General features: G+C 59.5%; 21 protein-coding genes and 3 pseudogenes. 13 read left to right on the top strand and 11 right to left on the bottom strand.

The window, feature by feature from the left end:
* Positions 1 to 38: 38 nt before the first annotated feature.
* The 6 genes from HWY05_RS26665 (at position 39) to HWY05_RS26635 (ending at position 7,223) form a co-directional block, all read left to right on the top strand.
* Positions 39 to 1,238: an MFS transporter gene (locus HWY05_RS26665; protein ID WP_176060349.1), complete on the top strand. Its 1,200-nt coding sequence runs from the start codon at positions 39 to 41 to the stop codon at positions 1,236 to 1,238.
* A 154-nt stretch (positions 1,239 to 1,392) separates the two neighbouring features.
* A complete protein-coding gene (locus HWY05_RS26660) occupies positions 1,393 to 2,532 on the top strand; it encodes an alkene reductase (RefSeq protein WP_176060176.1) in 1,140 nt (379 codons plus the stop codon).
* 84 nt (positions 2,533 to 2,616) lie between these two features.
* Positions 2,617 to 3,285, top strand: coding sequence for a peroxiredoxin-like family protein (locus HWY05_RS26655; RefSeq protein ID WP_176060175.1), 669 nt, complete (start codon positions 2,617 to 2,619; stop codon positions 3,283 to 3,285).
* Between the two features lie 197 nt (positions 3,286 to 3,482).
* Positions 3,483 to 4,418, top strand: coding sequence for a LysR family transcriptional regulator (locus HWY05_RS26650; RefSeq protein ID WP_176060174.1), 936 nt, complete (start codon positions 3,483 to 3,485; stop codon positions 4,416 to 4,418).
* Between the two features lie 1,007 nt (positions 4,419 to 5,425).
* Positions 5,426 to 6,283 carry an alpha/beta hydrolase gene (locus HWY05_RS26640; RefSeq protein ID WP_176060172.1) on the top strand — a complete coding sequence of 286 codons (858 nt, stop codon included), beginning with the start codon at positions 5,426 to 5,428 and terminating at the stop codon, positions 6,281 to 6,283.
* 40 nt (positions 6,284 to 6,323) lie between these two features.
* Positions 6,324 to 7,223: a LysR family transcriptional regulator gene (locus HWY05_RS26635; protein WP_176060171.1), complete on the top strand. Its 900-nt coding sequence runs from the start codon at positions 6,324 to 6,326 to the stop codon at positions 7,221 to 7,223.
* Between the two features lie 205 nt (positions 7,224 to 7,428).
* Here HWY05_RS26635 and HWY05_RS26630 read toward each other — a convergent pair whose 3' ends face one another.
* Together HWY05_RS26630 and HWY05_RS26625 are read right to left on the bottom strand one after the other, a co-directional pair.
* Positions 7,429 to 7,989, bottom strand: coding sequence for a lipocalin family protein (locus HWY05_RS26630; RefSeq protein WP_176060170.1), 561 nt, complete (start codon positions 7,987 to 7,989; stop codon positions 7,429 to 7,431).
* A gap of 129 nt (positions 7,990 to 8,118) precedes the next feature.
* Positions 8,119 to 9,417: a HAMP domain-containing sensor histidine kinase gene (locus HWY05_RS26625; RefSeq protein WP_244146708.1), complete on the bottom strand. Its 1,299-nt coding sequence runs from the start codon at positions 9,415 to 9,417 to the stop codon at positions 8,119 to 8,121.
* Between the two features lie 367 nt (positions 9,418 to 9,784).
* Here HWY05_RS26625 and HWY05_RS26620 point away from each other — a divergent pair, with 367 nt between their 5' ends.
* The 3 genes and pseudogenes from HWY05_RS26620 to HWY05_RS26610 all read left to right on the top strand — a co-directional run bounded on the left by HWY05_RS26620 (position 9,785) and on the right by HWY05_RS26610 (position 14,540).
* Positions 9,785 to 11,044 carry a hypothetical protein gene (locus HWY05_RS26620; protein WP_176060169.1) on the top strand — a complete coding sequence of 420 codons (1,260 nt, stop codon included), beginning with the start codon at positions 9,785 to 9,787 and terminating at the stop codon, positions 11,042 to 11,044.
* Positions 11,045 to 11,495: 451 nt separating this feature from the next.
* Positions 11,496 to 13,148, top strand: coding sequence for an anti-phage dCTP deaminase (locus HWY05_RS26615; RefSeq protein ID WP_176060168.1), 1,653 nt, complete (start codon positions 11,496 to 11,498; stop codon positions 13,146 to 13,148).
* A gap of 343 nt (positions 13,149 to 13,491) precedes the next feature.
* Positions 13,492 to 14,540: pseudogene (locus HWY05_RS26610) on the top strand (PDDEXK nuclease domain-containing protein).
* Positions 14,541 to 14,590: 50 nt separating this feature from the next.
* On the opposite strand, the gene HWY05_RS26605 reads toward HWY05_RS26610, so the two are convergent.
* From HWY05_RS26605 to HWY05_RS26575, 8 genes and pseudogenes are all read right to left on the bottom strand, one after another.
* Entirely contained in the window at positions 14,591 to 14,860 is a 270-nt protein-coding gene (locus tag HWY05_RS26605) for a DUF1488 family protein (protein WP_176060167.1), read from the bottom strand.
* A gap of 352 nt (positions 14,861 to 15,212) precedes the next feature.
* Positions 15,213 to 15,494: a type II toxin-antitoxin system RelE/ParE family toxin gene (locus HWY05_RS26600; protein WP_244146707.1), complete on the bottom strand. Its 282-nt coding sequence runs from the start codon at positions 15,492 to 15,494 to the stop codon at positions 15,213 to 15,215.
* Positions 15,495 to 15,554: 60 nt separating this feature from the next.
* On the bottom strand, positions 15,555 to 15,839 hold the full coding sequence (locus HWY05_RS26595) for a type II toxin-antitoxin system Phd/YefM family antitoxin (RefSeq protein WP_176060166.1): 285 nt from the start codon (positions 15,837 to 15,839) through the stop codon (positions 15,555 to 15,557).
* 369 nt (positions 15,840 to 16,208) lie between these two features.
* Positions 16,209 to 16,508: a hypothetical protein gene (locus HWY05_RS26590; RefSeq protein ID WP_244146706.1), complete on the bottom strand. Its 300-nt coding sequence runs from the start codon at positions 16,506 to 16,508 to the stop codon at positions 16,209 to 16,211.
* Between the two features lie 328 nt (positions 16,509 to 16,836).
* The gene (locus HWY05_RS38170; RefSeq protein WP_208459113.1) at positions 16,837 to 17,127 is read right to left on the bottom strand and encodes a hypothetical protein; all 291 of its coding nucleotides are present in this window, start codon (positions 17,125 to 17,127) and stop codon (positions 16,837 to 16,839) included.
* Between the two features lie 96 nt (positions 17,128 to 17,223).
* Positions 17,224 to 17,493: pseudogene (locus HWY05_RS38435) on the bottom strand (type II toxin-antitoxin system ParD family antitoxin).
* A 286-nt stretch (positions 17,494 to 17,779) separates the two neighbouring features.
* Positions 17,780 to 18,253, bottom strand: coding sequence for an RES domain-containing protein (locus HWY05_RS26580; RefSeq protein ID WP_176060165.1), 474 nt, complete (start codon positions 18,251 to 18,253; stop codon positions 17,780 to 17,782).
* Positions 18,250 to 18,678, bottom strand: coding sequence for an antitoxin Xre/MbcA/ParS toxin-binding domain-containing protein (locus HWY05_RS26575; protein ID WP_176060164.1), 429 nt, complete (start codon positions 18,676 to 18,678; stop codon positions 18,250 to 18,252). The genes HWY05_RS26580 and HWY05_RS26575 overlap by 4 nt, the downstream gene beginning before the upstream one ends.
* Positions 18,679 to 19,143: 465 nt before the next feature.
* Here HWY05_RS26575 and HWY05_RS26570 point away from each other — a divergent pair, with 465 nt between their 5' ends.
* Entirely contained in the window at positions 19,144 to 19,299 is a 156-nt protein-coding gene (locus HWY05_RS26570; protein WP_176060163.1) for a hypothetical protein, read from the top strand.
* Positions 19,300 to 20,191: 892 nt separating this feature from the next.
* Here the strand turns inward: HWY05_RS26570 and HWY05_RS26565 are convergent.
* Positions 20,192 to 21,208, bottom strand: coding sequence for a LacI family DNA-binding transcriptional regulator (locus HWY05_RS26565; RefSeq protein ID WP_176060162.1), 1,017 nt, complete (start codon positions 21,206 to 21,208; stop codon positions 20,192 to 20,194).
* Between the two features lie 224 nt (positions 21,209 to 21,432).
* Between HWY05_RS26565 and ptsP the strand changes: the two genes are divergently transcribed.
* The 3 genes and pseudogenes from ptsP to HWY05_RS26550 all read left to right on the top strand — a co-directional run.
* Positions 21,433 to 23,937, top strand: coding sequence for a phosphoenolpyruvate--protein phosphotransferase (gene ptsP, locus HWY05_RS26560; RefSeq protein WP_176060161.1), 2,505 nt, complete (start codon positions 21,433 to 21,435; stop codon positions 23,935 to 23,937).
* Positions 23,934 to 24,974: a 1-phosphofructokinase family hexose kinase gene (locus HWY05_RS26555; RefSeq protein ID WP_176060160.1), complete on the top strand. Its 1,041-nt coding sequence runs from the start codon at positions 23,934 to 23,936 to the stop codon at positions 24,972 to 24,974. Before ptsP ends, HWY05_RS26555 begins: the two co-directional genes overlap by 4 nt.
* Before the next feature lie 13 nt (positions 24,975 to 24,987).
* Positions 24,988 to 25,302: pseudogene (locus HWY05_RS26550) on the top strand (PTS fructose transporter subunit IIB); the annotation flags it as partial.
* Between the last annotated feature and the right edge of the window lie 92 nt (positions 25,303 to 25,394).

The following is a 25,394-nucleotide window of genomic DNA, read 5'->3' as shown; positions in this document are numbered from 1 at the left end:
GTCAAGCCCGCTTATCCGCATTTCTCTGGAGTCGCATCATGCCTCTTGCTCTTCTCGCATTAACCATCGGCGCATTCGCCATCGGAACAACCGAATTCGTGATTGTGGGCCTGCTGCCCACGATAGCCGGCGATCTCGGCGTCACGCTACCCTCGGCCGGCCTGCTGGTGAGCTTCTATGCCTTGGGCGTGGCGATCGGCGCCCCTGTTCTCACCGCGGCTACGGGCCGCATGGAACGCAAAACGCTGCTGGTCTCGCTGATGACGTTGTTCACGGCGGCGAATCTGCTGGCATGGTGGGCGCCCGGATACGACACGCTGGTGCTCGCCCGCATCCTGAGCGGGTTCGCGCATGGCGTGTTCTTCTCCGTCGGCTCCATCATTGCGACGAGCGTCGTTCCGAAGGAGAAATCAGGCAGAGCGATCGCGACGATGTTCAGTGGGCTCACCGTCGCGTTCGTTACGGGCGTGCCATTGGGAACGTTTGTCGGGCAGCACTTCGGGTGGCGGGTGACCTTTCTCGTCGTGTCACTGTTTGGGCTGGTGGCCATGGCGAGTGCGCTCATGTTCGTGCCTCGCAATATCGAGCATGTGCCGCCTGCATCGATCAGAAAGCAGGCCGAGTTATTCCTTCAGCCACGGCTTCTGCTCGTCTTCGCGATGACAATTGTCGGCTACGGCGGTTCGCTCATCGCCTTCACCTATCTCGCGCCCATTCTCGAACAGACCGCGGGCTTCAGCCCTTCGGTTGTGGGAATCGTGCTGCTGCTTTACGGCGGATCCGTCGCGGCGGGCAACATGTTCGGCGGAAAACTCGCGGATACCCACGGACCGGTGACGGCGCTCAAGCTGATCTTTGCCGTGCTGGCCGTCGTGCTGCTGTTGCTCGGCTTCGTCGCGACGAGCAAGGTGCTCGTGATCGCCGTGGTTCTCGCATGGGGCGGCGTTGCGTTCGGCAACGTGCCCGCATTGCAGGTGTACGTGGTGAAGCAGGCTGAGCGTTACGCTCCGCACTCGGTGAACGTCGCTTCGGGGATGAACATCGCGGCGTTCAATCTCGGCGTGGCCGGCGGCGCATGGACGGGCGGAATCGTCGTCAGCCATCTCGGCCTCATGCACACGCCGTGGATCGGTGCGATGGTCGTCCTCTTCGCGCTCGCGCTGACGTGGATCAGCGGAAGGATCGACCGCCGCGATCAGCTTCTGGCTGCCGCGCCATCCAGCGTTCACAGCGCCTGAGCGCAGCGCTGCGCGGCCGCACTAATCCGGTTTTGGAATGATCCCTATCCCTTGCGATACCTATCTGAGCATCAGCTAAAGCCCTACATTTGAATGCGACGAAGCATGCGTGCCGGGGCCTCCCGGCAGTTCCCAGACATTGAAAGGTACCATCATGGCAAAGCTCTTCACCTCCGCGAAAGTCGGCGCTTACAACCTGACTCACCGTGTCGTTCTCGCACCGATGACCCGCGTACGTACCATCCAGCCGGGTGACATCCCCAGCCCGATCATGGCCGACTTCTACGGTCAGCGCGCTTCCAAAGGCGGCCTTCTCGTCATCGAGGCTGCCAGCATTTCGATCCAGGCGCGTTCGTACCTCGGCGCGGCAAGCATTTACCACGACGGCCAGCACGAAGGCTGGAAAGCAATCGCCGATGCGGTTCACGCCAAGGGCGGCCACGCGTTTCTGCAACTGATCCACGGTGGCCGTCAGAGCCACGTGGAAGTGACGGGTGGCGCTCATCCGGTTGCTCCGTCCGAAGTACCGTTCGATGGTGTCGCGCTGACGAAGGACGGCTTCGTGCCGGCATCGCCGCATCGCGCGTTGGAAATCGATGAAATCGCGGGCATCGTCGAGGATTTTCGTCGCGCTGCGGAACGCGCCAAAAAGGCTGGTTTCGACGGTGTCGAACTGCATGCCGCAAACGGCTATCTCGTCGACCAGTTCATTCAGGACGGTACGAACAAGCGCACGGACGCTTACGGCGGTCCGGTCGAGAACCGCGTACGGTTCCTGCGCGAATCGCTCGAAGCACTGATCTCGGTGTATGGTGCAGACCGGGTTGGCGTACGCATTTCACCGTCGGGCGAGTGGGGCGGTATCTCGGATAGCGATCCGCAAGCAACCTTCAGCTACGTAGCCAAGGTGCTGGATAGCTACAAGATCGCCTATCTGCATGTTATTGAACCGCGCATCAAGGGCGACGATACGCTGCACGAAGGTCAGGCCGTCGTGGCGGCTTCCTACCTTCGACCGCATTTTTCCGGCCCGATCATCGCAGCCGGCGGCTTTGACCGGGACGGCGCGATCGCGACTGTCGAGAAGGGCGATGCCAACCTCATCGCATTCGGCCGTCACTTCTCGTCGAATCCGGATCTTCCGTACCGTCTCGAACATGACTTGCCTTTGACGCCGTACGTGCGCGCCGCCTTCTGGGGCGGTGACGAAAAGAACTACTCGGACTTCCCCGCGTATAGCGGGCAAAACAAGGACGATTCCTTGCAGGATGTGGTCGACGCCGAGGCGGTTTGATCCGGTGCCGCGCTTCGTGCGTCCTGTGCGATGCGCGGCATTTATCCGTGACGGTGTTGGCAACGTAACATTTCGGGAGCTGACATGAGCCCAATTTCTTTCGGGTCGAAGTTCGACGTCGATCGCGCGGCAAGTACGGCGATGACGGCGGCCGCTGGCGCTGTTTCGAGCGCCCTGCGTGCCGGCAAGCGAGTCCCTGCGTTCGAACTCCCCGATACCGAAGGCAACGCGGTGTCGCTCGATCAGGCGCTCGGAGCGGGGCCGGTGGTACTCAACTTCTTGCGAGGCGCCTGGTGCGCGTTTGGCGAAGAAAGTCTGGCGCAGTTGGCCTCGACCTACGAGAACATCGTGTCGGCGGGGGCGTCCGCGTTCGCGATTGCTCCACCTGGCCGGATCTCGCAGTCTGGCGGATCGGTGCCGATTCCCGAACTGGCCGACCGGGACATGAAGGTTGCGCGCGCATTTGGCCTCGCGTTCGAACTGCCAGTCGAACTCAGGCCGAGGTATCTGGAGCTAGGCTATGTTCCGCCGAAGACGCGCAAGTCGGACAGCTTTCTGGTCCCGATTCCGGCCACCTATCTCGTCGATCAGGAAGGCGTGATCGTGTTGGCTCACATCGACGCCGACTACCGCCATCACCTTGATAGCGAAGCGTTGCTGGCGGCGTTGAAAGCGTTGCAGGCGCGCACCGCCGCGCGTAAGCGGGCAGGCACAGGGCCGACAGGCAAATGGCGGCTGGGGCGCGATCTTTGACGGTATGCGTAAGAGCATGGTTAAGAGCGGGACGGGCGCGACAGAAAAAATCACACCGCCAGTACACGGCGCATGCACGCACCTTCCGCATAAGGTAACCTCCTGAGATCGCTGCTTAGGCTCATTGTTCGCACGGATGTGCGCTGCGGGCCAAGGCATCAGTCAGCGTTTAAACGCCATTTCACGGGAGAAGCTCGATGGACCGCCTCGCCGCGATTGAAATCTACATCCGCGTCGTCGATACGGGCTCATTCTCGGCGGCGGCGCGACACTTCGATATCGGTCAGCCCGCCGTCTCCAAAGCGGTCGCCCAGTTGGAAGAATGGCTGGGTGTGAAGCTTCTATTGCGCTCTACGCGATCCTTGACAGCCACCGAAGCTGGCCAAAGCTTCTATGTGCGCGCGAAACGTGCTGTCGAAGAGGCGGACGAGGCTGTGCTTGCCGCGCGGGGTACAGCCGCGGGTCTCGCGGGCAAACTGCGCGTCTCGGCGGCCGTGTGTTTTGCACGGCTTCATATCGTGCCGCGTTTGCCGGAATTCCTCGACAAACATCCCGATCTCGATCTGGAACTGGTACTCGACGATCGCAATATCGATCTCGTCGCCGAGGGAATCGACCTCGCGCTGCGCATGGGCGATCTCGCGGACTCGAACATGACAGCGCGTCGCATCGGCGAGGCGCGGCGCAGGGTGGTCGCCACTCCGGCCTATTTCGCACGTCACGGAACACCCACGACACCGTCCGGGCTTCTTGCACATCGCGCCGTCATCTACACACGCGATCTGGGCGGCGGCGACCACTGGACTTTCAGCAAGGACACGATCGAGCAATCGGTGCAACTCGAAGGACGGGTCTCGATCTCGGCAACGGAAGGTCTTCGGGCTGCTGTGTTCTCGCACATGGGTCTTGCCGTGGCTTCGGAGTGGGCATTCTCGCCGGAACTGCGCTCCGGCGAAGTCGTATCCGTGATGGACGACTGGATGCTGCCCACGATTGCGTTGTCCGCGCTGTATCCGACCGGTCGCATGGCGAGCAGCAAGGCGAGGCAGTTTGCCGCTTTCGTCGAGGAGTGTCTGGCGCCGGAGTTTGCACCTGAACTGCCACGAAGCGATTCTCGTCAACGAGCCGCGTGAAGGCCCGTTGGCCTTCCATGTCGTTAGACACCTGGAAGAGTGGCTCTGCGAATAAGTATCGACGACTTGAGGCGGTTCGTTCAGAACGGGATATTTCAGCGTAATTCGATAAGACACGAATCCGCGCTTTGTTTCTCCAGGCTTTGCAACACGGCCGACAGAATCATTTGTGCGCAGTTGAGCGGGCGAGCCGCTGCGCGACTTGCCGGACTATAAACGGTGTCTCCGCGCCTGACCGCCATGCCGGTTACGGCGCAACGTCCGGATGACCTTGCGGTCTTTTGTATCCAGAGTTGCTCGCAGTAACAGGCCTGGGTCGAATCGTGCCAGGTCAGCGATACCGTCTTTGCACCGCAACGCTCGACAAAGCTGACGCGTACGTTTTTGTTCAGCGTGGACTGGGCATGCGCGTGTTTGACTGACACAGCCGGCGCACCGTTAGCCGCCCAAAGTGGCCGCGTCTTGAATGCACCGACATTCCTTCCGGCCGTCTCGGACTCGTAAACTTCCAACAGACCGGACACGAGCTTCGTCCATGGATCTGCACGGTCCGGGATCGCCCTCGGGCACGGCGTACGCGTCGCAGGTGGCGTCCGAATTGCCGCCATGGGGGCGCGTGATTCCTTCTGCGTGTCCTCAACTGCAGGTCGGTCGACGCTCGCCGCTCCGAAGCTGTGTGCGTGCGATATTACGCGAGCGTGATTGTCTATCTGATTCACAGTCAGGTCCATTTTCAAACTCCTCTTTGCGGGTCGGCCAAAGTGCAGGCTGCTACCGGAAATCGTGCCGATAGAAGGAAAAGACCGCTTGTCGGGCCTTGCGCATGACCATGCTGGCTAAATTAGCGGTCGTTCCGAGGTTGGTCCTTGGCCGATTCTGATGCCACCTGAGAAAAGCTGTGAAAGCGCTGAATGACTTGGAATGCGCGCGTGGCGCTTCCTACAATGTCTTCTACCGTGGCGTATTTATCCGATCGCTAATGCATCACCTCAAATGGAATGAACATTGTGACTACTCATACGCACCACACCGCGCCCACTCAGTACGTTGAAGCTAACGGAATTCGATTCGCGTATCGACGATTTGGAAATGCCGACGGCGGCCTTCCGCTCGTCTTCAATCAGCATTACACCGGGACGATGGACTACTGGGACCCCGTTGTGATCGACGGTCTCGCCGCATCTCGCGAAGTGATCCTGTTCAACAACGCTGGGGTGTCGAGCAGTTCCGGCGAAGTGCCTACCACGATCCAGGAAATGGGTGCTAACGCAATCGCATTTATCCATGCACTCGATCTAAAGAAGGTCGATGTATTGGGTTTCTCGATTGGTGGGATGGTCGCGCAGGAAATCGCATTGCAGGCACCCGCACTGGTGCGTCGCCTGATACTGGTTGGTACTGGGCCTCGTGGTGGCGAAGGCATTGCTCCGATGACCGAAGCGGCCGCGGAAATTTTCAGTGCGACGTATGAGCCCGCTGAACACCTCTGGCTTGCGGTTCACTTCACGCCGTCCGCACCCAGCCAGGCGGCGGGCCTTGAATTTCTGAAACGTAAGCATTTGCGTCAGGAAGGTCGTGATCCCGAAGTCAACGATAAGGTTGGCCCGGCTCAGATCGAAGCGCTCGACAAATACGGAGTGCAGTTCGAAGGCGTGCTTGACTATCTGAAGGACATCCGTCAACCGACGCTGATTGTGCAGGGGCATAACGATGTCATCGCGCCGACGATCAATTCCTATACGATGCAGCAGATCATTCCGGATGCGCAGTTGATCCTGTATCCGGATTCTAATCATGGGTCGTTTTATCAATATCCCGAACTGTTTGTCCAGCATGCGCTTCTATTCTTGAACGCCAAACCATAACGGGCGCGTACCACCACGGACTCGCCCTTAGGTTTAATTCGTGAAGGACATCTTTTCGCTCCGTCTTTACACCCGCGTCGCCCGATTGGGAAGTTTCTCCGCCGCGGCGCGGGAGTTCGGATTGTCGCAGTCGCAGGCTTCACGTGTCATCGCGGACCTCGAGGGCGAGCTTGGCGCGCGCCTGCTGAACCGCACGACCCGGGCTGTCGTGCTGACCGACGCGGGGGCGCAATTCTTGTCGCGAATCGATCCGATTCTCGTGGCTCTCGACGAAGCGGAGCAGAGCGTGCGCGAGGGCGGCGACTTGCGCGGCATGTTACGCATGAGCATGCCTAGCAGTATCGCGACGCGGACGGTCATTCCGGCGCTCGCTTCGTTTATGGCGGCGCATCCGGAACTGCGCGTCGAAGTGATGCTTGGGGACCAGCCGCAGGATTTGATCCGCGACGCGGTTGACGTCGCAATCCGACTCGGCCGGATGCTGGATTCCACGGCGACCGCCCGGCTTATCGCGACCATTCCTCGTGTCGTCGTTGCTTCTCCCGCTTACCTGGATTTACACGGCGCACCCGATAAACCCGAAGCGTTGAGGGCGCATCGCATAGTCGGTGGTCCAGCATCGATGGTGCCGACCGCGTGGCGGTTCGAGCGAAACCGGCAAGAGGTCACGGTGGAACTCGATGCACACTTCACAGCCACTGAAAATGACGGCGCTGTAGCTGCGGCGAAGGCCGGTCTCGGCGTCACTTCGACGAGCGAGTGGTCATGCCGACACGAACTGGCGGACGGTGCGCTCATCCGGCTGCTGCCGGAGTGGAAACTCGCGGCCATTCCAGTTCACGCCTACTTCCCATTGGGCCGGGCGACCCGTGCGGCGGGTCGTGCGGTGGTCGAGCATCTCGTAGCCGTTATTCGGCGCGACGAAGGCGCTGATTGGTAACACTTGCGCCGCGTCTATCGTAAAACGAAGGAAAGTTGTCACTGGACTGTGCTCGCGGGGGTGACGGTTTAGCCATTGAATTGACAACATTGCTTCGTTAGCCCCTAGTCGGTGCGAGGCATTCGCCAGTCGGCCATGGCCGCCGAAATTCCATTCCGCTTGTCTCGCGTGCGTTGACGCAACTCGTACCGTAACGGCGTCACCTTTAATACGATCTACTCTGCTTCGTTACCCTGACGAGCGACCAATCGTAACCAAGCGCTCTCACGCGAGCCTCCAGACTGGCCAGGACTTCAGGGGCCGGGTGTGCAGTGCGCGTCAGTACCCATAGGTAGCGACCCGACGGCTCGCCGACGATCGTCCAATCATAATCGTCGCCATGGTCCAGCACCCAGTAATTCCCGTAGAACGGTCCGAAGAATGAAACTTTCAGTTTCGCATTCGTCGTGGGATCCGCGATTTTCGCTTTGCCAACCGATTGGCTGAAATCGCCGGAGCCGCCGGGTTTGCGGCCGCTATTGATGACCTTGACCGTGCCGTCGTCGTTGAGCGAATACTCCGCTGTGACGTCGTCCATGTCCCGTTCGAAAGACGCCTCATAGCGGAATTGCTCGTACCACCGGCCCATGTATTTGCTTAGGTTGACGGATCTGGCCGGTTGCGGCACGGCGCGGTTGCCGACCGGCCCGGGTCGAGGGATGTATGCGCAGGCTCCCAGAAGTAGTGCTGCCCCGGTTAGCGCGGTCGCGATAATCTTTTTTTGCATAGTTGGATTGTCCTTTCAAGAGCGGCGTGGGCAATATACTAATCGTCTGGAAAGAAACGACATGCCAAGAAATCAATTTGACGCCAACGGAAGGCAAACCACCGGGCATCCTTGAAGATTGCCTGATGTTCAGTGGCTCGAGTCGTGAGAAGCCTCGTGACGGAGGGGGAAGCGGATATCAAAGGTCGTGCCGAGTCCTTCGCGGGTCTCAAAGCGAATCCTGCCGTCGAGTACCCGGCAAAGCTCCTTGACGATCGCCAGTCCGAGGCCCACGCCGGGTATATCGTCGCCCGCGGCCCGTTCAAATTCGTCGAATACGCGGTCCCGGTCCGCGGGCGCAATGCCTACCCCTGTATCGGCAACGCGCAGATACCAGCTGCTTTGGCCGTAGCCGCCCATCGCCAGCTCGATTTCACCGGTTTTCGTGTACTTTGTCGCGTTCGACAGCAGGTTCAGCGCCACCTGCTTCACCTTGATCCGGTTCGACAGCACCGTGGTCACGTTCGCATGGAAGCGGGCTGACAGGCGTAACCCCTTCGCCTCGATAGCGGGTCGGCAGGCCGTGACCAGCTCATCAAAGAGTTCGCGCAGGTCGAACGGCTCGACGGCCAGCGGGGTGCTGTCGCCAAGCACCACCGAATATTCGACCATGTCGTCCACCAGCTGCTTCATGTCCGCGGCCTGCCGCGTGGCCAGCGCCAGTCCGGACTCGGCTTTCGATGGTGCGCGCGAAATCAGCTGCAGCGCGATGGAGAATGCGTTCAGGAAGTTGCGCAGATCGTGCACGACACTGCGGGTAATCTGCATGCGCGATTCGTACAGGTCACTCACCAACCGCTGCTTAAGCGTCAGTTCGTGGTTTGCCCGCTCCAGACTGCCAGTGTATTCATCAATTTTCCGGTCGCGCTCGGTGTCTGCTTCCAGAATACCGAACTCGCTGAGTTGGACGATCTCTTTAATGGTTAAGACGTTGTTGATTCTTCGTCGAGTGATCATAAGATAGGAGACGCCCCCGTCAGTGTCTACCTCGTAGAAGTGAAAACCCATCACGCCGAGCACCGGATTGACCTGCATGCTCTGCGTGCCCCAAAGGACGAAGAGAAGCATCGCCGCCGCGAAGAGCCACGCGACGAGATCGGGCGAGGACGGTTGGCCCCTAAAAATCATGGGAAGCGCATATGCGATAAAAAAACCTATGACTTCTTTGTCGGCACTCTTCGCCTTGAGAATGGTTACTTGGAGCGTTTCGAGCCGAGAGGAGGCAAAGCCAATTATTGCGCGAGCCAAAAAGCCGAGGCCCAAGCAGAGGGCGAACGCAAGCACCGCCCACGCGTAATTTCGCGAGCGCGCGAACTGAAACGCCAAAGACACCGATAAAGGTGAAATGGCGGTGAGCGCGAGAAGAATTCGGACGAGCCGGCTGAGCATGTCCTTATTATCCGCCAAATGGACTGCGTGAGGCAGCCGGCAGCGCTGAGTGAATACATCCTGCTCTCAAAAACGCGCTATCGAACCGATCCATCATTGCTGTGAGCTCAGCCAATCGCATCGCACGCTGACAATGTACAAAATGTGGCCACTGCTGCCGCGTGGCGGTTGCCCATCAGCACCTTGGCCACGCTCACGTCTTCGTCGGGCCTTATGTAGCGAAGCTGCGTGCCATCATGAAAAATTGAACCGAACTCTTGATGCTTTCCACATCCAGGTCAAACTCCGCAATGGTTGTCAGCGGGGCGACCCATCGATTCTTAGGCTATATTCATCGTTTCGGCTTCTTGGGAAGGCGCGCAGCAAGATGGACATTTTTGGCGTTATAAGAAAATGGGAGCTTGATAGTCCCAACCTTGATTTCAATAGATTCAGTCGGAAAGCCGTGGGGCAAATGGCTGATGATATTCAGAATTGTTATTTGAAGCCGTTGCCGCCATCCGTAGGACGCTTCAACCAGAGTCTCCACACGGCGACGCAGATTGTCGAAAGCAGAACGCGTGCGGAGGAGCTTGCGCTACCTCTGTTGTTCTCGAAGCAGATTATGTTGCCAGACCCTCTGTACAGCCTAATGTCGCCGCGCGCTTCGGCGCTCTGGAAGCGTTTGCCGGAAGGTGGTAACAAGAGCTATTCCAAAGCTCCTCCGATAAGCTCCGGGTGGATGAACTATTGGTCCACGGACATATCAGAGCGCTTCGCGTTCCTCAACTCGACGCTGCCGCCGCTCGTAGCGCAACTGCTCAAGCTTCGGCCTATGATCGATGCACGACACATCGTACTCCAACCGTGGGAGGTGGCGGTGGAGCCCGAGGTCGAATCACTCAGGCAGTCGGTTGTTGAGTTGGAGAGGAAGCCGGACGTAATCAAGGAAATTACACAGCGGTTTATCCAGGCCAATTATTCAGCCGGTGTGCGTCTTGGCCCAATCGGTCTCGAAGTCAGTGAGGACGTCCCATCGCAAGGGCTGCGGAAGGGCGATCCGATGTGGCTCGGCGACAAGGTAGAAATACTGGTGATGGGACTTATCCATTCCATCGTAGCCACCAAGTATTCGTCAAGTCTTCTGGACACGCTACCTGGCGATCGGCTGGTTTACGACTATGTAAGAACGGGTGGAATCTTGAAGCCGAAAACGGACGACATCGTCAGTTCCATCCAGGTGCCGAATCTGTCGGAAGCTGTTTGGAACGACATCGTTGCAATTAAGAATGATTCTGAGTTGCTCAATCAACTCAAGGAGACGATTGCCGAGGTCGCGTACTGCAACGACGACGACCAGAAGGTCCTCCTCAAGGAGGAAATCGCGAGCATTGCGTCAAAGCTCAAGGCCGATGCGGCTCTGAAAAAATACACCAAATTTTCAGTCTCGGACTTCGGTGTTGGGCTGATTACGGGCTCCGTTTCGAATGCGATGACCGGTTCTACTGTTGCGGTTGCAGCGACTGCGGCCGCAGTCAGCACCGGCATTTCGTTCGGGTACAGGCTAGTGTCGGAATATTTCGGAACGGAGAATAAAAGTTTGCGGCGGCGCAGGGATGTAATCGTCCGGATCAACCAGAAGCTATAAATCCCGGCCGTGCATTAGCGCTCGAACTGCATAGCACCACGTTCTGCGAGACGAGACATGTTTGGGCAGACTAGGGATCACGACACTTGAGTGTCTATTACCGCCTGCGGTGCGTGATCCGGCTTTCTTGACGTCAATGCCTCTGTCGGACGCGACGATTGAGGCATTCGAAAACCGCGGTAGTATCCCATCCACTGGTATCTGGCAAGGGTGCAGCCGACTCTTTGAGAGCGGATTTGGAGTGTATATTTAACACTGCCGATGAGGTCGAATTCGCAAGATGCAAGATACAAGAACCCGACAGCGTCGGCAATATCACTTCCAATCACAGATTTGGGGGCGATGTCGGCCAGATGTCGAGTGTGAACCGAGCCTCATCGGCACGAGGTTCGATGCGTTGATGCATAATGCATCATCTAGGCCCGAGAACGATGACTGCGGACGGTAGGGTATGCCGATTTTTGTGGGACAATTCGGTATAAAGAACTCACGCCATAAGAAAATGAGCGCTCAAACATTTCCCGCACACATCCCTATAAAAGTCGCCCCATACGCGCCGAGCGACCAGCAACTGCCTAAGCTGAAATCGCGAATCACTGAGGAACTCGTCATCGCGCTCGTAGGGCCAGTGGGATCGGGCTGTACAACGACGGGCCAACTGATTGGCAGCATTCTGGAAACCGATTTTGGTTATAAAGCCTGCCATTACAGATTGAGCGAATTCATCGTTTCTCACGCATCCGTTGTGCGGGAAACGGTTGATCAGAATGCGGACGGTGCAAAGCGGATCACAGAATTGCAGCGAATCGGTGACCGACTTCGCGAAGCATGCGGAGAGGGCTATCTCGCGGCAAAGGCGGTTGAGGCCATCGCAGCGGAACGGGAACAGGATGGTTTTGGTACTAGCGCAGACGGCGGTGAGGTTCCGCTCAGCCTGCGTCGCGTGCATATTATCGATTCCTTGAAAAATCCCGAGGAGCTCACCTTGCTGCGCGACACCTACGGAGAAATGTTCTGGTTGTTTGGCGTTTTTGCTCCCGAATCGGTGCGGCGGGAGCGTTTAGAGCATGATCGTCGTCTAGATCGGGCCGCGTTGCAAGCCATTATCACCCGTGATTATCGCGAAACGCAGGACTATGGTCAGAATGTCCGAGATGTGTTCCATCAAGCAGACTTTTTCGTTCGGAATGACAGGTCAAACAATCAGACGTTGAAAACCGCAGTGACTAGATATATCGAGATACTGTTTGGCTTTCCCGTGCACACCCCGACCCGCGACGAGTCGGCAATGGCGGCCGCTCACGCGGAAGGTTCAAAATCGGCATGTTTGTCGAGACAGGTAGGCGCAGCGATCGTCAGCTCGGCGGGAGAACTGATCGGGCTCGGACGGAATGATGTTCCGAAATTTGCCGGCGGCCTGTATAGCGAAGATGACAGTGAGAACGATCACCGGTGCTTCAAGTGGAGCGGCCACTGCTGCCATAACGACGAGAAGAAGGACCGCTTGTATGACCAGATTGCCGAAAAACTCCTAGAGAGGGAATTGATCACCAGTCGCGCGCTGCTTGGCAAAGTGATTGAGGCGCTAAAGGAGACAGACGTACGCTCCCTCATCGAGTATTCGCGCGCGGTCCACGCTGAGATGGACGCCATCGTGTCCGTAGCACGTGCCAACAAGGCGGGATTGGCCGGCGGCACGTTGTATGCCACGACTTTTCCGTGCCACTCGTGTGCCCGTCATATCGTAGCCAGCGGTATTGCTCGGGTCTTGTACATCGAGCCTTACCCGAAGAGTTTGGCGCTTGATCTGCACCGCGACGCGGTCTCTGACGACGAGTCGCAATCTTCCAGTAAGGTCGTGTTTCTTCAATACTCGGGAGTAGCGCCCAAAAATATGTTGACGTTTTTTAGCACGCGATTGACACGCAAGTCCAGCGATGGAAAACTACATGTGATGGAAAAACGCACTGCAAAGCCATTGGTAGGCGTATCGTTGGATGACGTTCCGACCCACGAACGAATGGTTGTCGCGGAGTATGCACAAAATGAAAGAAAGGCAACCGGTGCCGAGCAAGCAACTCTCTTTGGATCTGGGACAACCTGAGGATCGGCCGGTCGCAGCTGTCTGTGGACCGTCGCAACCGAATTCCGTGGTCATGTTTCCACTTCGTGCCCCGACCGCTGGCTTCCAAGATCGGGTGATCGAGAAACTCATGCGGACGCGGGTAGTCGTAACGAAATGACTGAGCAAGTCGGTCAAGGAAAGGGCGCCATGACGCCTTTTTTCTTTGTTGTTAAATTTGACATAACATAATTTATCAACAATTTTAACGGGGTCCGATGCTATAATCGCGGCGACTTCAAACAGTTCCAGCTTGTCGATTGCCGGCTCCCCCAAGGATAATCTCTGTTCTGAACGCGATCATCAGCGCCCACTGACCAAACGCATGACCAAAGATCCGGATACTCCCGTGTGGGCTGAGGACTACCGTCACTGGTTCGCCGAACTCAAGCAGCGCGTCGAGCGCGCGCGGCAGCGCGCGGCGGCCAGCGTCAATCGCGAACTGGTCGCACTGTACTGGCAAATCGGCCGCGACATTATTGACAGGCAGCAGAAACAAGGCTGGGGCGCGGGCGTTGTCGACCGGCTGGCGCGCGATCTCAAGGCGGCATTTCCTGACATGCGCGGCTTCTCGCCGCGCAACCTCAAGTACATGCGTGCGCTCGCGCAAGCCTTTCCGCAGCCGGAATTTGTGCAACAACCCGTTGCACAATTACCGTGGTCGCACGTAGTGACGCTGCTCGATAAACTGAACGACCCCGCGCAGCGGCTTTGGTATGCGGAGAAATCCCTTGAGCACGGCTGGTCGCGCAGTGTGCTGACCATGCGATCGAGACGGTCGCCCACGCGCGTACCGGCAAGGCTGTGACGAATTTCGCCGACCGGCTGCCTCCAGCGCAATCGGATCTCGCACGCGACGTGCTCAAGGATCCTTATATCTTCGACTTCCTTGGCCTGACCGAAAGCGCACAGGAGCGAGACGTCGAGCGGGCGCTCACCCAGCACATCACGCGTTTCCTGCTCGAACTGGGCGCAGGGTTCGCTTTCGTCGGGCGTCAGTACCGGCTGGAGGTAGGCGGTGACGAGTTTTTCATCGATCTGCTTTTCTACCATCTCAAGCTGCGTTGCTATGTCGTTGTCGAACTGAAAACGACGCCGTTCAAACCCGAGTACGCAGGCCAGTTGAACTTCTACCTGTCGGCTATCGACGCGCAGGTCAAGGCACAGGAAGACCAGCCCACCATCGGTCTGTTGCTGTGCAAGGAAAAGAACCGACTCGTGGCGGAATATGCGTTGCGTGGCGTAGCCAAGCCAATGGGTGTCGCCGAATACCAGTTCATGCGCGAGGTACCGGAATCACTGGAGACCGATTTGCCCACCATTGACCAGATTGAGGCGGAATTACGTCCCGATCTTCCTGACCCGGCCACGTAGTAATTGTCAGCACCCGCCCTGCTCTCGACCGGCCGCAAGGCAACCGCCGGTCACCTGATCAGAAAGTCGTTCACGGTCAGCCACAGCGGCTCATCTGGTCGCGCGAGTAACTTTCTTTGTGTGACCGCGACAATGCGGTTGCGACCGTTTTCAAATGCTTTGAGCGTACGCGCCGGGTCCGCGCTACGTGGTAACCAGAAATGCTGTTCGAGTGCGTCACGCGCAATTGCGCCTTCGACCTCGCGGCCGCGGATCGACACCATGAAAACCACGGCCCGTCCGTCCAGCGAGACGGCGTGCGCGCGATCAAGAACTTCCATGACGTACCTCGACAATATCATTCGCGGTCTTTGTACTTGTACTGCGCCGCTCAGGGATTAATCTACCAGAAGTCGAAAGCAGCGCAATCGTCAATGACGCAACGGCCCAGCTTCACCAGGTATCTATTATCGGTAACCGCCGGCGACGCACCTGCCCGTTATTTTTTCAGACGCCTGACGTGTTGGAGACGGGTTTGTGATTTGACGTGTACGCGATTGCCAGAGACGGTTAGTTGCGTATTTGAAATCAGGATTCTCCATTTTGGTGAGCGTTTTCGGGAGTACATGTGTACCGCCATCTGGCGAGTGATCTGGCGCTACGGCGTGAAGACACTTGCCTATAAAGCTGAATTTACCAGCGAGAACGCAATAGTCGTTTCTGCAGAAGCGTTCGTAGATCGCGGCGCGCATCAGTGACGATGTGGATGTAAATCGTGTCGTCGCGCATCTCATAGATAACCCGATTCTGTCCGCTCAAGGCTTCCCGGAAATTCAGACCGCCGAAATCTGCAAGCTCAGCCGGTACATAACAGCTCTGTGGGAACTGCCTGATATTGCCAAACGTGACGGTCAATTCCGCGGATGTCTGCTTCCACGTCCCGGCACCGAAACTTTTGAGGATGTAGCGGCGCAAATCCTTCGTATCCCTCTTGCACCTCGTCGAGAATCAGAAGCTTCAGCTTCGCCTGCCCCATCAGCGGATTTTCTCCTTCCGATCAAGGTCGTCGAGCTCGGCAAGAAACTCATCAGCATCCCTGAATTTTCCCCGCTCGATGTCCTTCTGGCCTAAGGCCAGGAGCTTGAGCAACGCCAGCGTTTGCTGGGTGTCTTCGTAGCTCTGCACGTCCTGCACGACGAGCTTCGCCTCACCGTTCTGCGTAATGAGCAGCGGCTCGCCAGAAGCCGTCAAATCCTTGACGATCTGCGCTGCGTCGCTTTTCAGGTAGCTGATTGGTTTTACGTGGTCTGTCAGGCGCATGTCTGATCCTTCGTTTTCCACCTCATTCAGACCGAATCTAGACTAAATTCAGTTTTATCCAAAGCCCTAAATCAGGCAGTGGACCCTCGTGATCTGTCATCGGGGGCTCGATTTACCCATTCACAACATACGCTGCAGTTCGGCAATATTCGTCGGTCGCATGTTGGCAGTGCCGTTTAGTTTGCTTCATCAAGGGCTGCATTCACTCCTTTCCAGATCAGAATTCACCACTCGCGCGCCATCCGCCCGAGCGGAAGTGAATGCGGTGCCAGCTTGCCCCTGGTTCTCCCGGCCACCTGACGACCGTTTGCGACGCAGATGCTTGACGCAGCCAGAACAGAATGAGGAACAACGCCATGCTCGAGGCCGTCAGGTACTCAACAGAATTGGAGAGTCGGATGTTCCTCCGAGGAACGTCCTGAGCTTTTGCTCGGCTTCGAGTACAGCATGCAGAGGCGCACTGGCGAGTTGTGAGTCGTGGAGGGCCAGCAGCGCTTCAAAATCGACGACGACATCGGAAGGAATTTGCCACTGCCCAGTCTCGTGGGCGTAGGCCAGGGTCGCTTCAACGGCGCACTCGGCAATCTTGAACTGCTCGGCTGGATAATTGCCATATCCAGCACGCTGCAGAAACCAACTCAAATACACGGCGCGTATGAGCTCGTTCACGAGGTGCCCATTTCCGTGACCAGTCCGGCACGCGACCAGTGCAAGGTGATTTGCCAAGGACTGTTCGTTCGCAGACGCTCGATCCATCGGCAACAGCAGCGCCTTTGTCAGCGGTTTATGGGTTCGGCCGCCGCGAGATTTGGTTCGTCGGGAAGACATTGATTCGGAGTTGGACGGTACGGTTCGAGAAGCAGTGAATTAGAGCTGGGCCCCTCGCGGCATCTCCGGTTCTCGCGGACTGCAAAGCGACAAGCCGTGCCACTAATCAACGTCAGGACCGTCCTTCGGCGGTAATTGATTCACTCTGTTTTCAAGCCGGCTAGTCACGTCAGACCCAAGGCAATTGGGCAGCAGGTTGTTGCACAAATTCAGCGTCCGGCAAGCCTGCGCCAGCGAGCGAACATGTATACGCCCACAAGATATCCGCTTTGACATATCCACCTTCAGATCCAAGCGCAGTCTCACAGTCCTGACCGCCATAAAAGACGCCCACGACGGAGACAGTTTCGTCGTCCAGCAAGTAGGCGATGATCGCGCGCTTGCGAACGTGCGTAATTCTAAGTCCCGGCAACAGGTCTTCACGCGCGACCCCGCGAGCCGCGAGCGTCTGCATCGGCATAACGTGCCTCAGTGATTGGTGTACCAGCCTGCCCGATCCGTTCTTCGAGTGCCTGCAACTGGCCGAGTACTTCAGGGGCAAACTGAACCTTCCAATTCATCCGCGACGCGCCCGGGATTTATTGAGCTCAGCGCGCAGCTGATCGGCAGATAGTGCTCGCCCGGGATTATCGTGCAGTGCTTGCGCAGGAGGAACAACCTGATCGCGCAACCATGCTTCGACTGCCCGACCCCGCTCACAAAGCACCCGGAGCGCATCTCGAAGCACTCCGCTGTCGGATGCGTAGTCGCCGCGAGCGACCTTGTCGCGGACAAACTAGGCCATTTCATTGGGTAGCGTGATACTCAACTGCTGCGTCGTTCGCATCTCAGCCTCCCGACATTGAATAGGATTAAATCCTCCTTCCGAGGAATTTGTCATGCAACTAGTCCCGGTTTAAAAATTGGGGCCAATTATGTTATGTAAAATTGTTAGGGCAATTAACAGAAACAGACAGTTGTGTCGGCTTTGGCGACCAGACATGGAGAATTTAAGAAGACGGTACACTGGCCATTGCGAGTGGCGATTGCGAACTAAAAACTAGAAGCCACGTCCCAGTCGTTTCCGTTGAGGAGCAAATCGTCGAGGCGAGGCTAGCCGACCTCCATCGTATCTAGGAGTGTCCGACCGTCGGCATAACAAAAAGGCGCTCATCCCACACCACGGGTTGCGGCTCGGTCACAACGATCCGCGTTGCGTCGGGGTGTGCGGGATTGACTAGCACGTTGAACTCTGCACGGACGACGACGGAAGGTACCATCAGGAGCGCGGAACGCGACTCGGTCAGCCAGGCGTCGCCGAACTCCCTTGCCGCCTGCAGTGCTGGCGCATCCCATCCTCTTGGCAACGATTCGGCCGAACGGAGTTCGACGCGAATGTCGTCGGGAACCGCTGCTTCAACCCATCCGTGTGTCTTCGGTACCTTGCCGATGCGCGCATGAACAAGAACCTCGAGCATCGCACCGGCGAAGGTCGACGCGGCGTAGATCACCGGTCGCCCCGGGCTATTGAAACGGCCGCCCACCAGCATCGCGCCGGTGCCGCTCCAGACCGCATGTCGAGTGTCGGCGATTCGAAACAACTTCACGCCGGCAACCCATAAAACAGTTTCCAGAGCAGCTCTTCGACCCGGCGCGCGCCGAGCTCGGTCAGCGCAACATCGAGTGGCGCCCGCCCTTCGAGCTCCGGGTGCGGCGTCGACAGGAATTCCCGCGCGTCCTCTTCGTCGTTCCAGACGTAGGCCGTCGTCGCGACGATCCTGGCCAGCCGCTCAGTCTTTTCCGATTCGTCTGGCGTCAGCCGATCGCGACGCCGCTTATAAGTCGCTTCGGGGATGATGCGGGCAAGCAGCGCACGCCGAGCGTCAGCGCCCTGCGTCGCATGTTCGACGCCCGCGCGCAGCGCGGACTTGGGCAGTCCGTCGCGGACAAGTGCTTCGAGTTCCGCGAGCGTGTGCGGGACCTGCCGCAGTTCCATGACTGCGGCCACTGCCTCAGGCGTAATCAGTGGCATGCGCCCCCCGATTAAAGTATCAGTTGATACCAAATGATAGCGCAATTGATACCGTTAGCAAACCCATCTTCAACTAGCAGACTCCATCAGGGAGACTGCCGGGACGGCTTCCTCGACATCGTCCATGCTTGCAAGAATCACCCACATAGCATGACGGCCCGTTACGCCCTACAGAAATCTTTCATACACGAAATGCTCAAGCAATTAAGCATCCGCTCGCGACGGGATGTCGCACTGGGCATACGGATAAACCATTTATAGTGCACCGCACAAGCCCGTGTGATCGGCAGACGCGATCTAACGGTTGTGTTATAGTGCACTGCACAAACTTCGTCCGATCGGCAAGCGCGATCCGACGGCCGCGTCCGGCGTTGCCGGGTTGCGGACCGAGATGCCGCTGAAGTTGAGTCGACACGCCTGTCAGGTACGTCCAGTTTCTGTCTACATCATCAAAATGAGGTCCCTGTGAAATACCTTACCCGCATCGCCGCGTCTGGAGCACTCCTGCTCGTCGCTCTCGGTATCGTCACCTTCGCCCAGATCAAGTTCGCGCCGCAATCCGCAGACAACAACCCGGTGGCACGGATCGTCCTGAACGTCGAATCACAACTGAACGGTTGAGAGACTCCACGGCGTATGTAGCGCGCGCCCCGCAGGCAAAGAAAAACCCGCCGGACTCCGAAGAGAACTGGCGGGTTTGAGCTATTGATTTCGGATTCACATACCAGGCGACGGTAACGGAGTTGACGCCTGCTCAGGCTCCTCTAGCGGCCAGTCAGCCTCCATGTCCACGGCATCCAACACCTCGGCCGGTCACCAATCGTCAATTCGAGACGCTTCATCGTAGCCTCGTGAGACAGCCAATCCTTCCCCTTCGACGTTTCGATTATCAGAAACTGAAGAGCGTGTCGCCACACTGATCCAGCGCAAGCCAGCCCTCCCTGCCCTGCGCAAATTGTCACCGCGCAACCTGAAGGCATGAGCGAATCCAGAATTTGTGCAGCAGACTCCCGCACAAATTGAAGCTTCTTTGGCTTGGTAGCCATAGGACTACGAATTAAACATCGATCACTTTAATTATGCAAAGTTATGCGGCGGATGAATGCGAAGTGTCGTGCTACAACAACCGACGGAAATCGTGCTTCCGGTGATCTCTGCGTTTCCTAAAGCAATGGCTGTTGCGCCGAGACTATTCGCTTCGCGTTGGTTCCCACCGCATATGCTGGAATAAGTGCCCGTTCGTGGACAGCCATGCAACTCTGCGAATCGTGTTTAGATCTGAAGGGACAGCCATCCGTCGTGGATATGCGCAGCGGAGTGGCGCTTCTTGGCGTAACCCCGCTGTGCGGTATGCCGGCCGTCGAGCACAACCGGTGCGCCGCTTGCGGGACCTCGTTTTCACGGGTTCGGCTAGACGAATTGTGCTATTGAGTCTTGCACTTACTCGGGCGGCCAGATCCTCAACATGCATAGCGCAAGACGCTCAACGGGGTTCGAGCTGCCCGTTCAACGGTTATCTTCGTGCCGCGGCAAGGGCTTCCAGCCCTGCCGTCGACCCGCGTATCACGATCGCCCCGGGCAAGACCAGCGAGCGCGTGGACATCGACGGATCGGCGAGCCGTTGGGTCAGCAACTGCATGGCCATCTTGCCGATCTCATAGACCGGCTGAGCGATCACCGTGATGCCCGGCGACACCAGTTCGGTCCAAGGGTCGTTGTCAAAGCCCGTTAAGGCGATTGCTTCACCCGGAACCGCGCCCTGCGCCCGCATGGCCCGATAGGCGCCGAGCAGCAGGAGGCCGTTGCTCGCCACGATCGCATCGGGCCGGCTGGCCGCGCGTCCCGTGAGCCAACAGCCGACATGCCTCACCGCGCCCGCAGGGTTGGGCTCGACGAATTCCGCCTGCACCGGCAAGCCGTGCCGCCCCAGCGCCTGTACAAACCCCTCGTGGCGCTCGCGCCCGGTTGTGCTGGTGTTGCCGAACAGCCCGGCGATACGCCGGTATCCGCGCTCAACCAGATGCTCGACGAGCCGCGCCGACGCATCGCGGTTATCGAGCACCACCGCATCCGCGCTGCCCGCCGGACCAGCGCGGTCGATCATCACCACCGGGAAATCGTAAGCGTCGGCCTTGAAGCTTTGCGCGGCGTCGTGAGTAGGCGAGTAAATGCAGCCAGTGACCCGCTCCTCTTCCATCAGCCGAAGATACATCGCCTCCTTCTCGGGGTTTTCGTCTGTATTGCAGAGGATCACGCGTAGACCTTGCTGATAGGCAGCGTCCTCCACCGCGCGACTGACTTCGGTAAAAAAAGGATTTCGCACGTCCGACACGATCAGGCCGATGGTCGCCGTATCCCCAGAGCGCAGACGGCGCGCCGCCGCATTCGGGCGGTAGCCCAACTGCTCGATGGCACCGAGCACCCGCTGGCGGACCGTGTCGCGGACCGGGCCGTTATTCGACAGCACGCGCGAGACCGTCGTGACCGACACCCCCGCCGCCTCGGCAACATCCTTGATTCGCAGATTCATGAAGTGGTATCGATTCCGTAACCGGCTCGGTATTTTCCCTGGATTGCCTATCAGGCAGCTGAAACGTCTCACTATGGCGACTCCCGGCTGCACAGCCTTTGCGGACCATTCTACCTGGCTTTCAAGCAAAATCATTGAAATCTGCGAAGACGGCGAAGACTTGACGGCCAAAGTGGTATCGATTCCAATACGACCACTTTAATGATTCGATTTCAGGAGACGCGATGCCGTCGCTGCTTACCGCAGAGTTGGTTCGACTGAACGCACGTGCCAGCTCGAAAGACGACGCGATCGTCCAGGCCGGCGAATTGCTAGCCGCCGCCGGCTATATCGAGCCCGCCTATATCGAGAGCCTGCAAGGCCGCGAACAAGTCTCGAATACTTATCTGGGTAGCGGCGTCGCGATTCCGCACGGCATGCAGGAAGATCGCCATTTGATCCGGCGCACTGGCGTGGCCGTGCTGCAATTGCCAGAAGGCGTCCAATGGCATGACGGCGAACGCGCGAATCTGGTCGTGGCGATTGCCGCCCAATCCGACGAACACATCGCGTTGCTGCAACGGCTCACCCGTCTGATCGGCGACCCCGCGCAACTGCTGGCACTCGTCGAGGCCCGCGATCCGCACGTGCTGGTCGAAGCGTTGAACGGCGCGGCGCACGCCACACCCGCTGTGATCGATACCACCCCGGCCGACTTCGAGCGGCGCCTCGAATTGATCCTCGACTATCCGCAAGGCTTGCACGCGCGCCCGGCAAGCGCATGGGTCGCGACGTCGAAGCGCTATCGGGCCGCCCTGCGCGTGCGCCACGGCAAGTTAGCCGCCGACCCGAAGAATCTTGTCAGCCTGCTGCAACTGGGCGCAACGGCCAACGCGCAACTGGTGCTCTCGGCGCAAGGCGTGGACGCAGCCGACGCTCTCGCGGCGCTGAAGCGCACCATCGAAGCCTTGTCGGCCGAAGAACACGAGCGGGCGGCTGCCGCCCGGGCGCGCCGGCAGAAAGCCCAGCCGGTGGCATGGACACCACTCGACCCCGCCACGCTATTCGAAGGTGTCAGCGCGGGTCCCGGCCTTGCGATCGGTCCGGTACGTGTGCTGCGCACCACACAACCAGACATTCAGGACCGTCCCGCCGACACCTTGGAAGCAACCCATCAGTTGGAGCGGGCCCTGCGCGAAACCGCCGGCGAACTCGATGCGCTCACACGCGACACCACCGCGCGTCTCGGCGCAGCCGAGGGCGAAATCTTTGCCGCTCACCGCGAATTGCTCAACGACACCGAACTGCTGAACGCCTTCGCCCGCATGCTGCTGGACGGCCACGGCGTCACCTGGTCATGGCATCAGGCGGCCGAGCAACAGGCCGCGCGCCTCGCTGCCCTGCCCGATCCGCTGCTCGCGGCGCGCGCCACCGATCTGCGGGACGTCGCGCGTCGCGTGCTGAAACATCTGGGCGAAAACGTCGCCACCGACACGCGTCTCGACACGCCCGCGATCCTGATCGCCGAAGACCTTACGCCATCCGACACGGCCATGCTCGATCCGGCGGTCACGCTCGGCTTCTGCACGGTGTCGGGCGGTCCGACCTCGCACACGGCCATCCTTGCCCGCACGCTCGGCGTGCCGGCCGCCGTCGCCTGCGGCGCCGCGCTGATGGATATCGCGGACGGCAGTGAAGCCGTGCTCGACGGCAGCAGCGGCCGCCTGTACATCGGCGTATCGGCGCAGGACCGCGATCGCGCCCGCCACACGCAGCGGCAACTGGCGGACGAGGCGCAGCGCGACGCCGCCAATCGTGCCCTGCCCGCCGCCACACTCGACGGTCACGTGCTCGAGATCGGTGCGAACATCACGCGTCCCGAGCAGGTGCGCGACGCGATCGCCAACGGCGCAGACGGCGTCGGCCTGATGCGCACCGAGTTCCTCTTTCTCGAACGTCACGACGCGCCCAGCGAAGACGAGCAATACGACTGCTATCGCCGCATGGTCGAAGCCAGCGGCGGCCGGCAGCTGATCATTCGCACGCTCGACATCGGCGGCGACAAGCAGGTGCCGTATCTGAACCTGCCGCACGAGTCGAATCCGTTTCTCGGCGTGCGCGGCCTGCGTTTGTGCCTGCGCCGTCCCGACCTGTTCCTGCCGCAATTGCGCGCGCTGTATCGCGCCGCCAAGGACGGTCCGCTGTGGATCATGTTCCCGATGGTCTCGACGCTCGACGAAGCGCGTCAGGCGCTCGCCCTTGCCGAAACGGTCCGCGTCGAACTTGGCGCGCCGACGGTGCCGCTCGGCATCATGGTCGAAACGCCATCCGCGGCGGCCTTCGCCGATCACTTCGCCGCGCTGGTCGACTTCCTCTCGATCGGCACCAACGATCTGACCCAATACGTGCTCGCGGTGGATCGCGAGCATCCAGAACTGGCACGCATGGCCGAGAGCCTGCATCCCGCCGTTCTGCGCATGATCAAACAGACCGTGGATGGCGCGCGCCGCCATCGCAAATGGGTCGGCGTGTGTGGCGGGCTTGCCGGCGATCCGCTCGGTGCGTCGATCCTCGCGGGTCTCGGCGTGGATGAACTGTCGATGAGCGCCCGCGACATCCCGGCCGTCAAATCGCGGCTGCGCGCCTCGCGTCTCGACGCTTTGCAGGCGCTCGCGCACCGCGCACTCGATTGCGAAGATGTCGACGCCGTGCGTGCGCTCGACAGCGACGATATCAAGGCCGCCGCATGAAAACCGTCGTTACCGTGACCCCCAATCCTGCGCTCGATCAGACCGTGCGCGTGGCCAACCTCAAGCTCGGCGAGGTCAATCTGGCGGCGTCGCTCGAATTCAATGCCGGCGGCAAAGGTGTGAATGTGGCCGGATGTCTGGCCGACTACGGCATCACGACGATCGCCACCGGCCTGCTAGGTTCAGAGGATGCCGAAGCATTCGCTGCGATGTTCACGGAGAAGCGGATCGCCGACCGCTTCGTGCGGATTGACGGACGCCCGCGCATCAACGTGAAACTCGTCGACACGGCGCGCAACGAAACCACCGACATCAACCTCGCGACCTCGCAGCCCACCGTGGCCGATGTCGCGGCGCTGGAGCAACGCATTGCCGAACTGGCCGTGCCGGGCCGCTGGTTCGTCATGGCGGGCAGCTTGCCGCCGGGCGTCGACGTGTCGTTCTATCGCCGCGTCACGCGCAGCTTGCATGCGGCAGGTGCACGGGTTGCGCTGGATACGAGCGGCACGCCGCTGGCCGACATGCTGGGCACCGCCGAAGCTGGCGATCTGCCGGATCTGGTGAAGCCGAACCGCGCGGAACTGGAGGCGGCGCTGGGCCGCACGCTTCTTGACGACGATGCGCTGATCCGCGCCGCCTGCGAGCTGCTCGAGCGCGGGATTGCCTACGTCGTGGTGTCGCTGGGCGAGCGCGGCGCGTTGGGGGTGACCCGCGCAGATGTGGAGTCTTCCACGAACGCAACCGCCAATGCGACCGCCTACGAAGGTTGGCGCGCGGCGCCGTTGCGGGTGCCGGTTGCGAGCACCGTCGGCGCGGGCGACGCGCTCGTCGCCGGTTTGATCGCCAGCCTCGTCGAGGCGCGGCCATGGCCGGAACTCGGCCGGCGCGCGACGGCGTTCGCAGCGGGCAAGCTCGCACGCGTCGGCCCTCATCTGCCCGATCATGCGCACCTCGACGCGCTCGCCGCGCAAGTCGAGCTCGTCAGCTTCAGCGTCGCTGCGGATTCGCTGCGCGTCACCCATCATCAAGCCGTGTAAGCCAGAGAGAGCAATGGACAAGCTGATTGGACTGGTATCGTCCCCGCAACAAAGCGCAGCGCCGATGGTCGCGGCGCAAGCCCTCAATCGCGCCGCACAGAAGCGCGGCGCCCGGCTCGCGATCGAGACGCGCAGTGCGCTCGGCGTGGAGCATCCGCTGAGCCCCGCCGAGATCGCCGGCGCGCGAACCGTGCTTATCGCAGCCGACGCAACGGATCACGTCGACGAGACGCCGTTCGCTGGAAAGACCATTCATCGTGTTTCGCTCGACGATGCCATTCGCGAGGCCGACGCGGTGCTAGCGCGCGCCGCAGCCGGCAGCGTGGCGGCAGGTGTGCCGACGTCGGCAGCGCCGGGCAAGCTCAGGATCGTCGCGATGGCTCCGGTGCAAATTGGCTGGTGCGAGCGAAAAACGGCCTA

Origin of the sequence: Paraburkholderia sp. BCC1876, from assembly GCF_902833695.1 — a bacterium.
GTDB lineage: Bacteria > Pseudomonadota > Gammaproteobacteria > Burkholderiales > Burkholderiaceae > Paraburkholderia.
The sequence above is the reverse complement of the archived record's forward strand: the minus strand, read 5'-3'. Positions and strand labels throughout refer to the sequence as shown.

Excerpts from the sequence above, each read along its gene's own strand:
- ptsP (WP_176060161.1), top strand. The coding sequence starts at position 21,433 with ATGCCGTCGCTGCTTACCGCAGAGTTGGTTCGACTGAACGCACGTGCC.
- HWY05_RS26620 (WP_176060169.1), top strand. The coding sequence starts at position 9,785 with ATGGACATTTTTGGCGTTATAAGAAAATGGGAGCTTGATAGTCCCAAC.
- HWY05_RS26565 (WP_176060162.1), bottom strand. The coding sequence starts at position 21,208 with ATGAATCTGCGAATCAAGGATGTTGCCGAGGCGGCGGGGGTGTCGGTC.
- HWY05_RS26615 (WP_176060168.1), top strand. The coding sequence starts at position 11,496 with ATGCCGATTTTTGTGGGACAATTCGGTATAAAGAACTCACGCCATAAG.
- HWY05_RS26575 (WP_176060164.1), bottom strand. The coding sequence starts at position 18,678 with ATGCCACTGATTACGCCTGAGGCAGTGGCCGCAGTCATGGAACTGCGG.
- HWY05_RS38170 (WP_208459113.1), bottom strand. The coding sequence starts at position 17,127 with ATGCCGATGCAGACGCTCGCGGCTCGCGGGGTCGCGCGTGAAGACCTG.
- HWY05_RS26555 (WP_176060160.1), top strand. The coding sequence starts at position 23,934 with ATGAAAACCGTCGTTACCGTGACCCCCAATCCTGCGCTCGATCAGACC.
- HWY05_RS26605 (WP_176060167.1), bottom strand. The coding sequence starts at position 14,860 with ATGGAAGTTCTTGATCGCGCGCACGCCGTCTCGCTGGACGGACGGGCC.
- HWY05_RS26660 (WP_176060176.1), top strand. The coding sequence starts at position 1,393 with ATGGCAAAGCTCTTCACCTCCGCGAAAGTCGGCGCTTACAACCTGACT.
- HWY05_RS26665 (WP_176060349.1), top strand. The coding sequence starts at position 39 with ATGCCTCTTGCTCTTCTCGCATTAACCATCGGCGCATTCGCCATCGGA.
- HWY05_RS26630 (WP_176060170.1), bottom strand. The coding sequence starts at position 7,989 with ATGCAAAAAAAGATTATCGCGACCGCGCTAACCGGGGCAGCACTACTT.
- HWY05_RS26655 (WP_176060175.1), top strand. The coding sequence starts at position 2,617 with ATGAGCCCAATTTCTTTCGGGTCGAAGTTCGACGTCGATCGCGCGGCA.
- HWY05_RS26625 (WP_244146708.1), bottom strand. The coding sequence starts at position 9,417 with ATGCTCAGCCGGCTCGTCCGAATTCTTCTCGCGCTCACCGCCATTTCA.
- HWY05_RS26595 (WP_176060166.1), bottom strand. The coding sequence starts at position 15,839 with ATGCGCCTGACAGACCACGTAAAACCAATCAGCTACCTGAAAAGCGAC.
- HWY05_RS26650 (WP_176060174.1), top strand. The coding sequence starts at position 3,483 with ATGGACCGCCTCGCCGCGATTGAAATCTACATCCGCGTCGTCGATACG.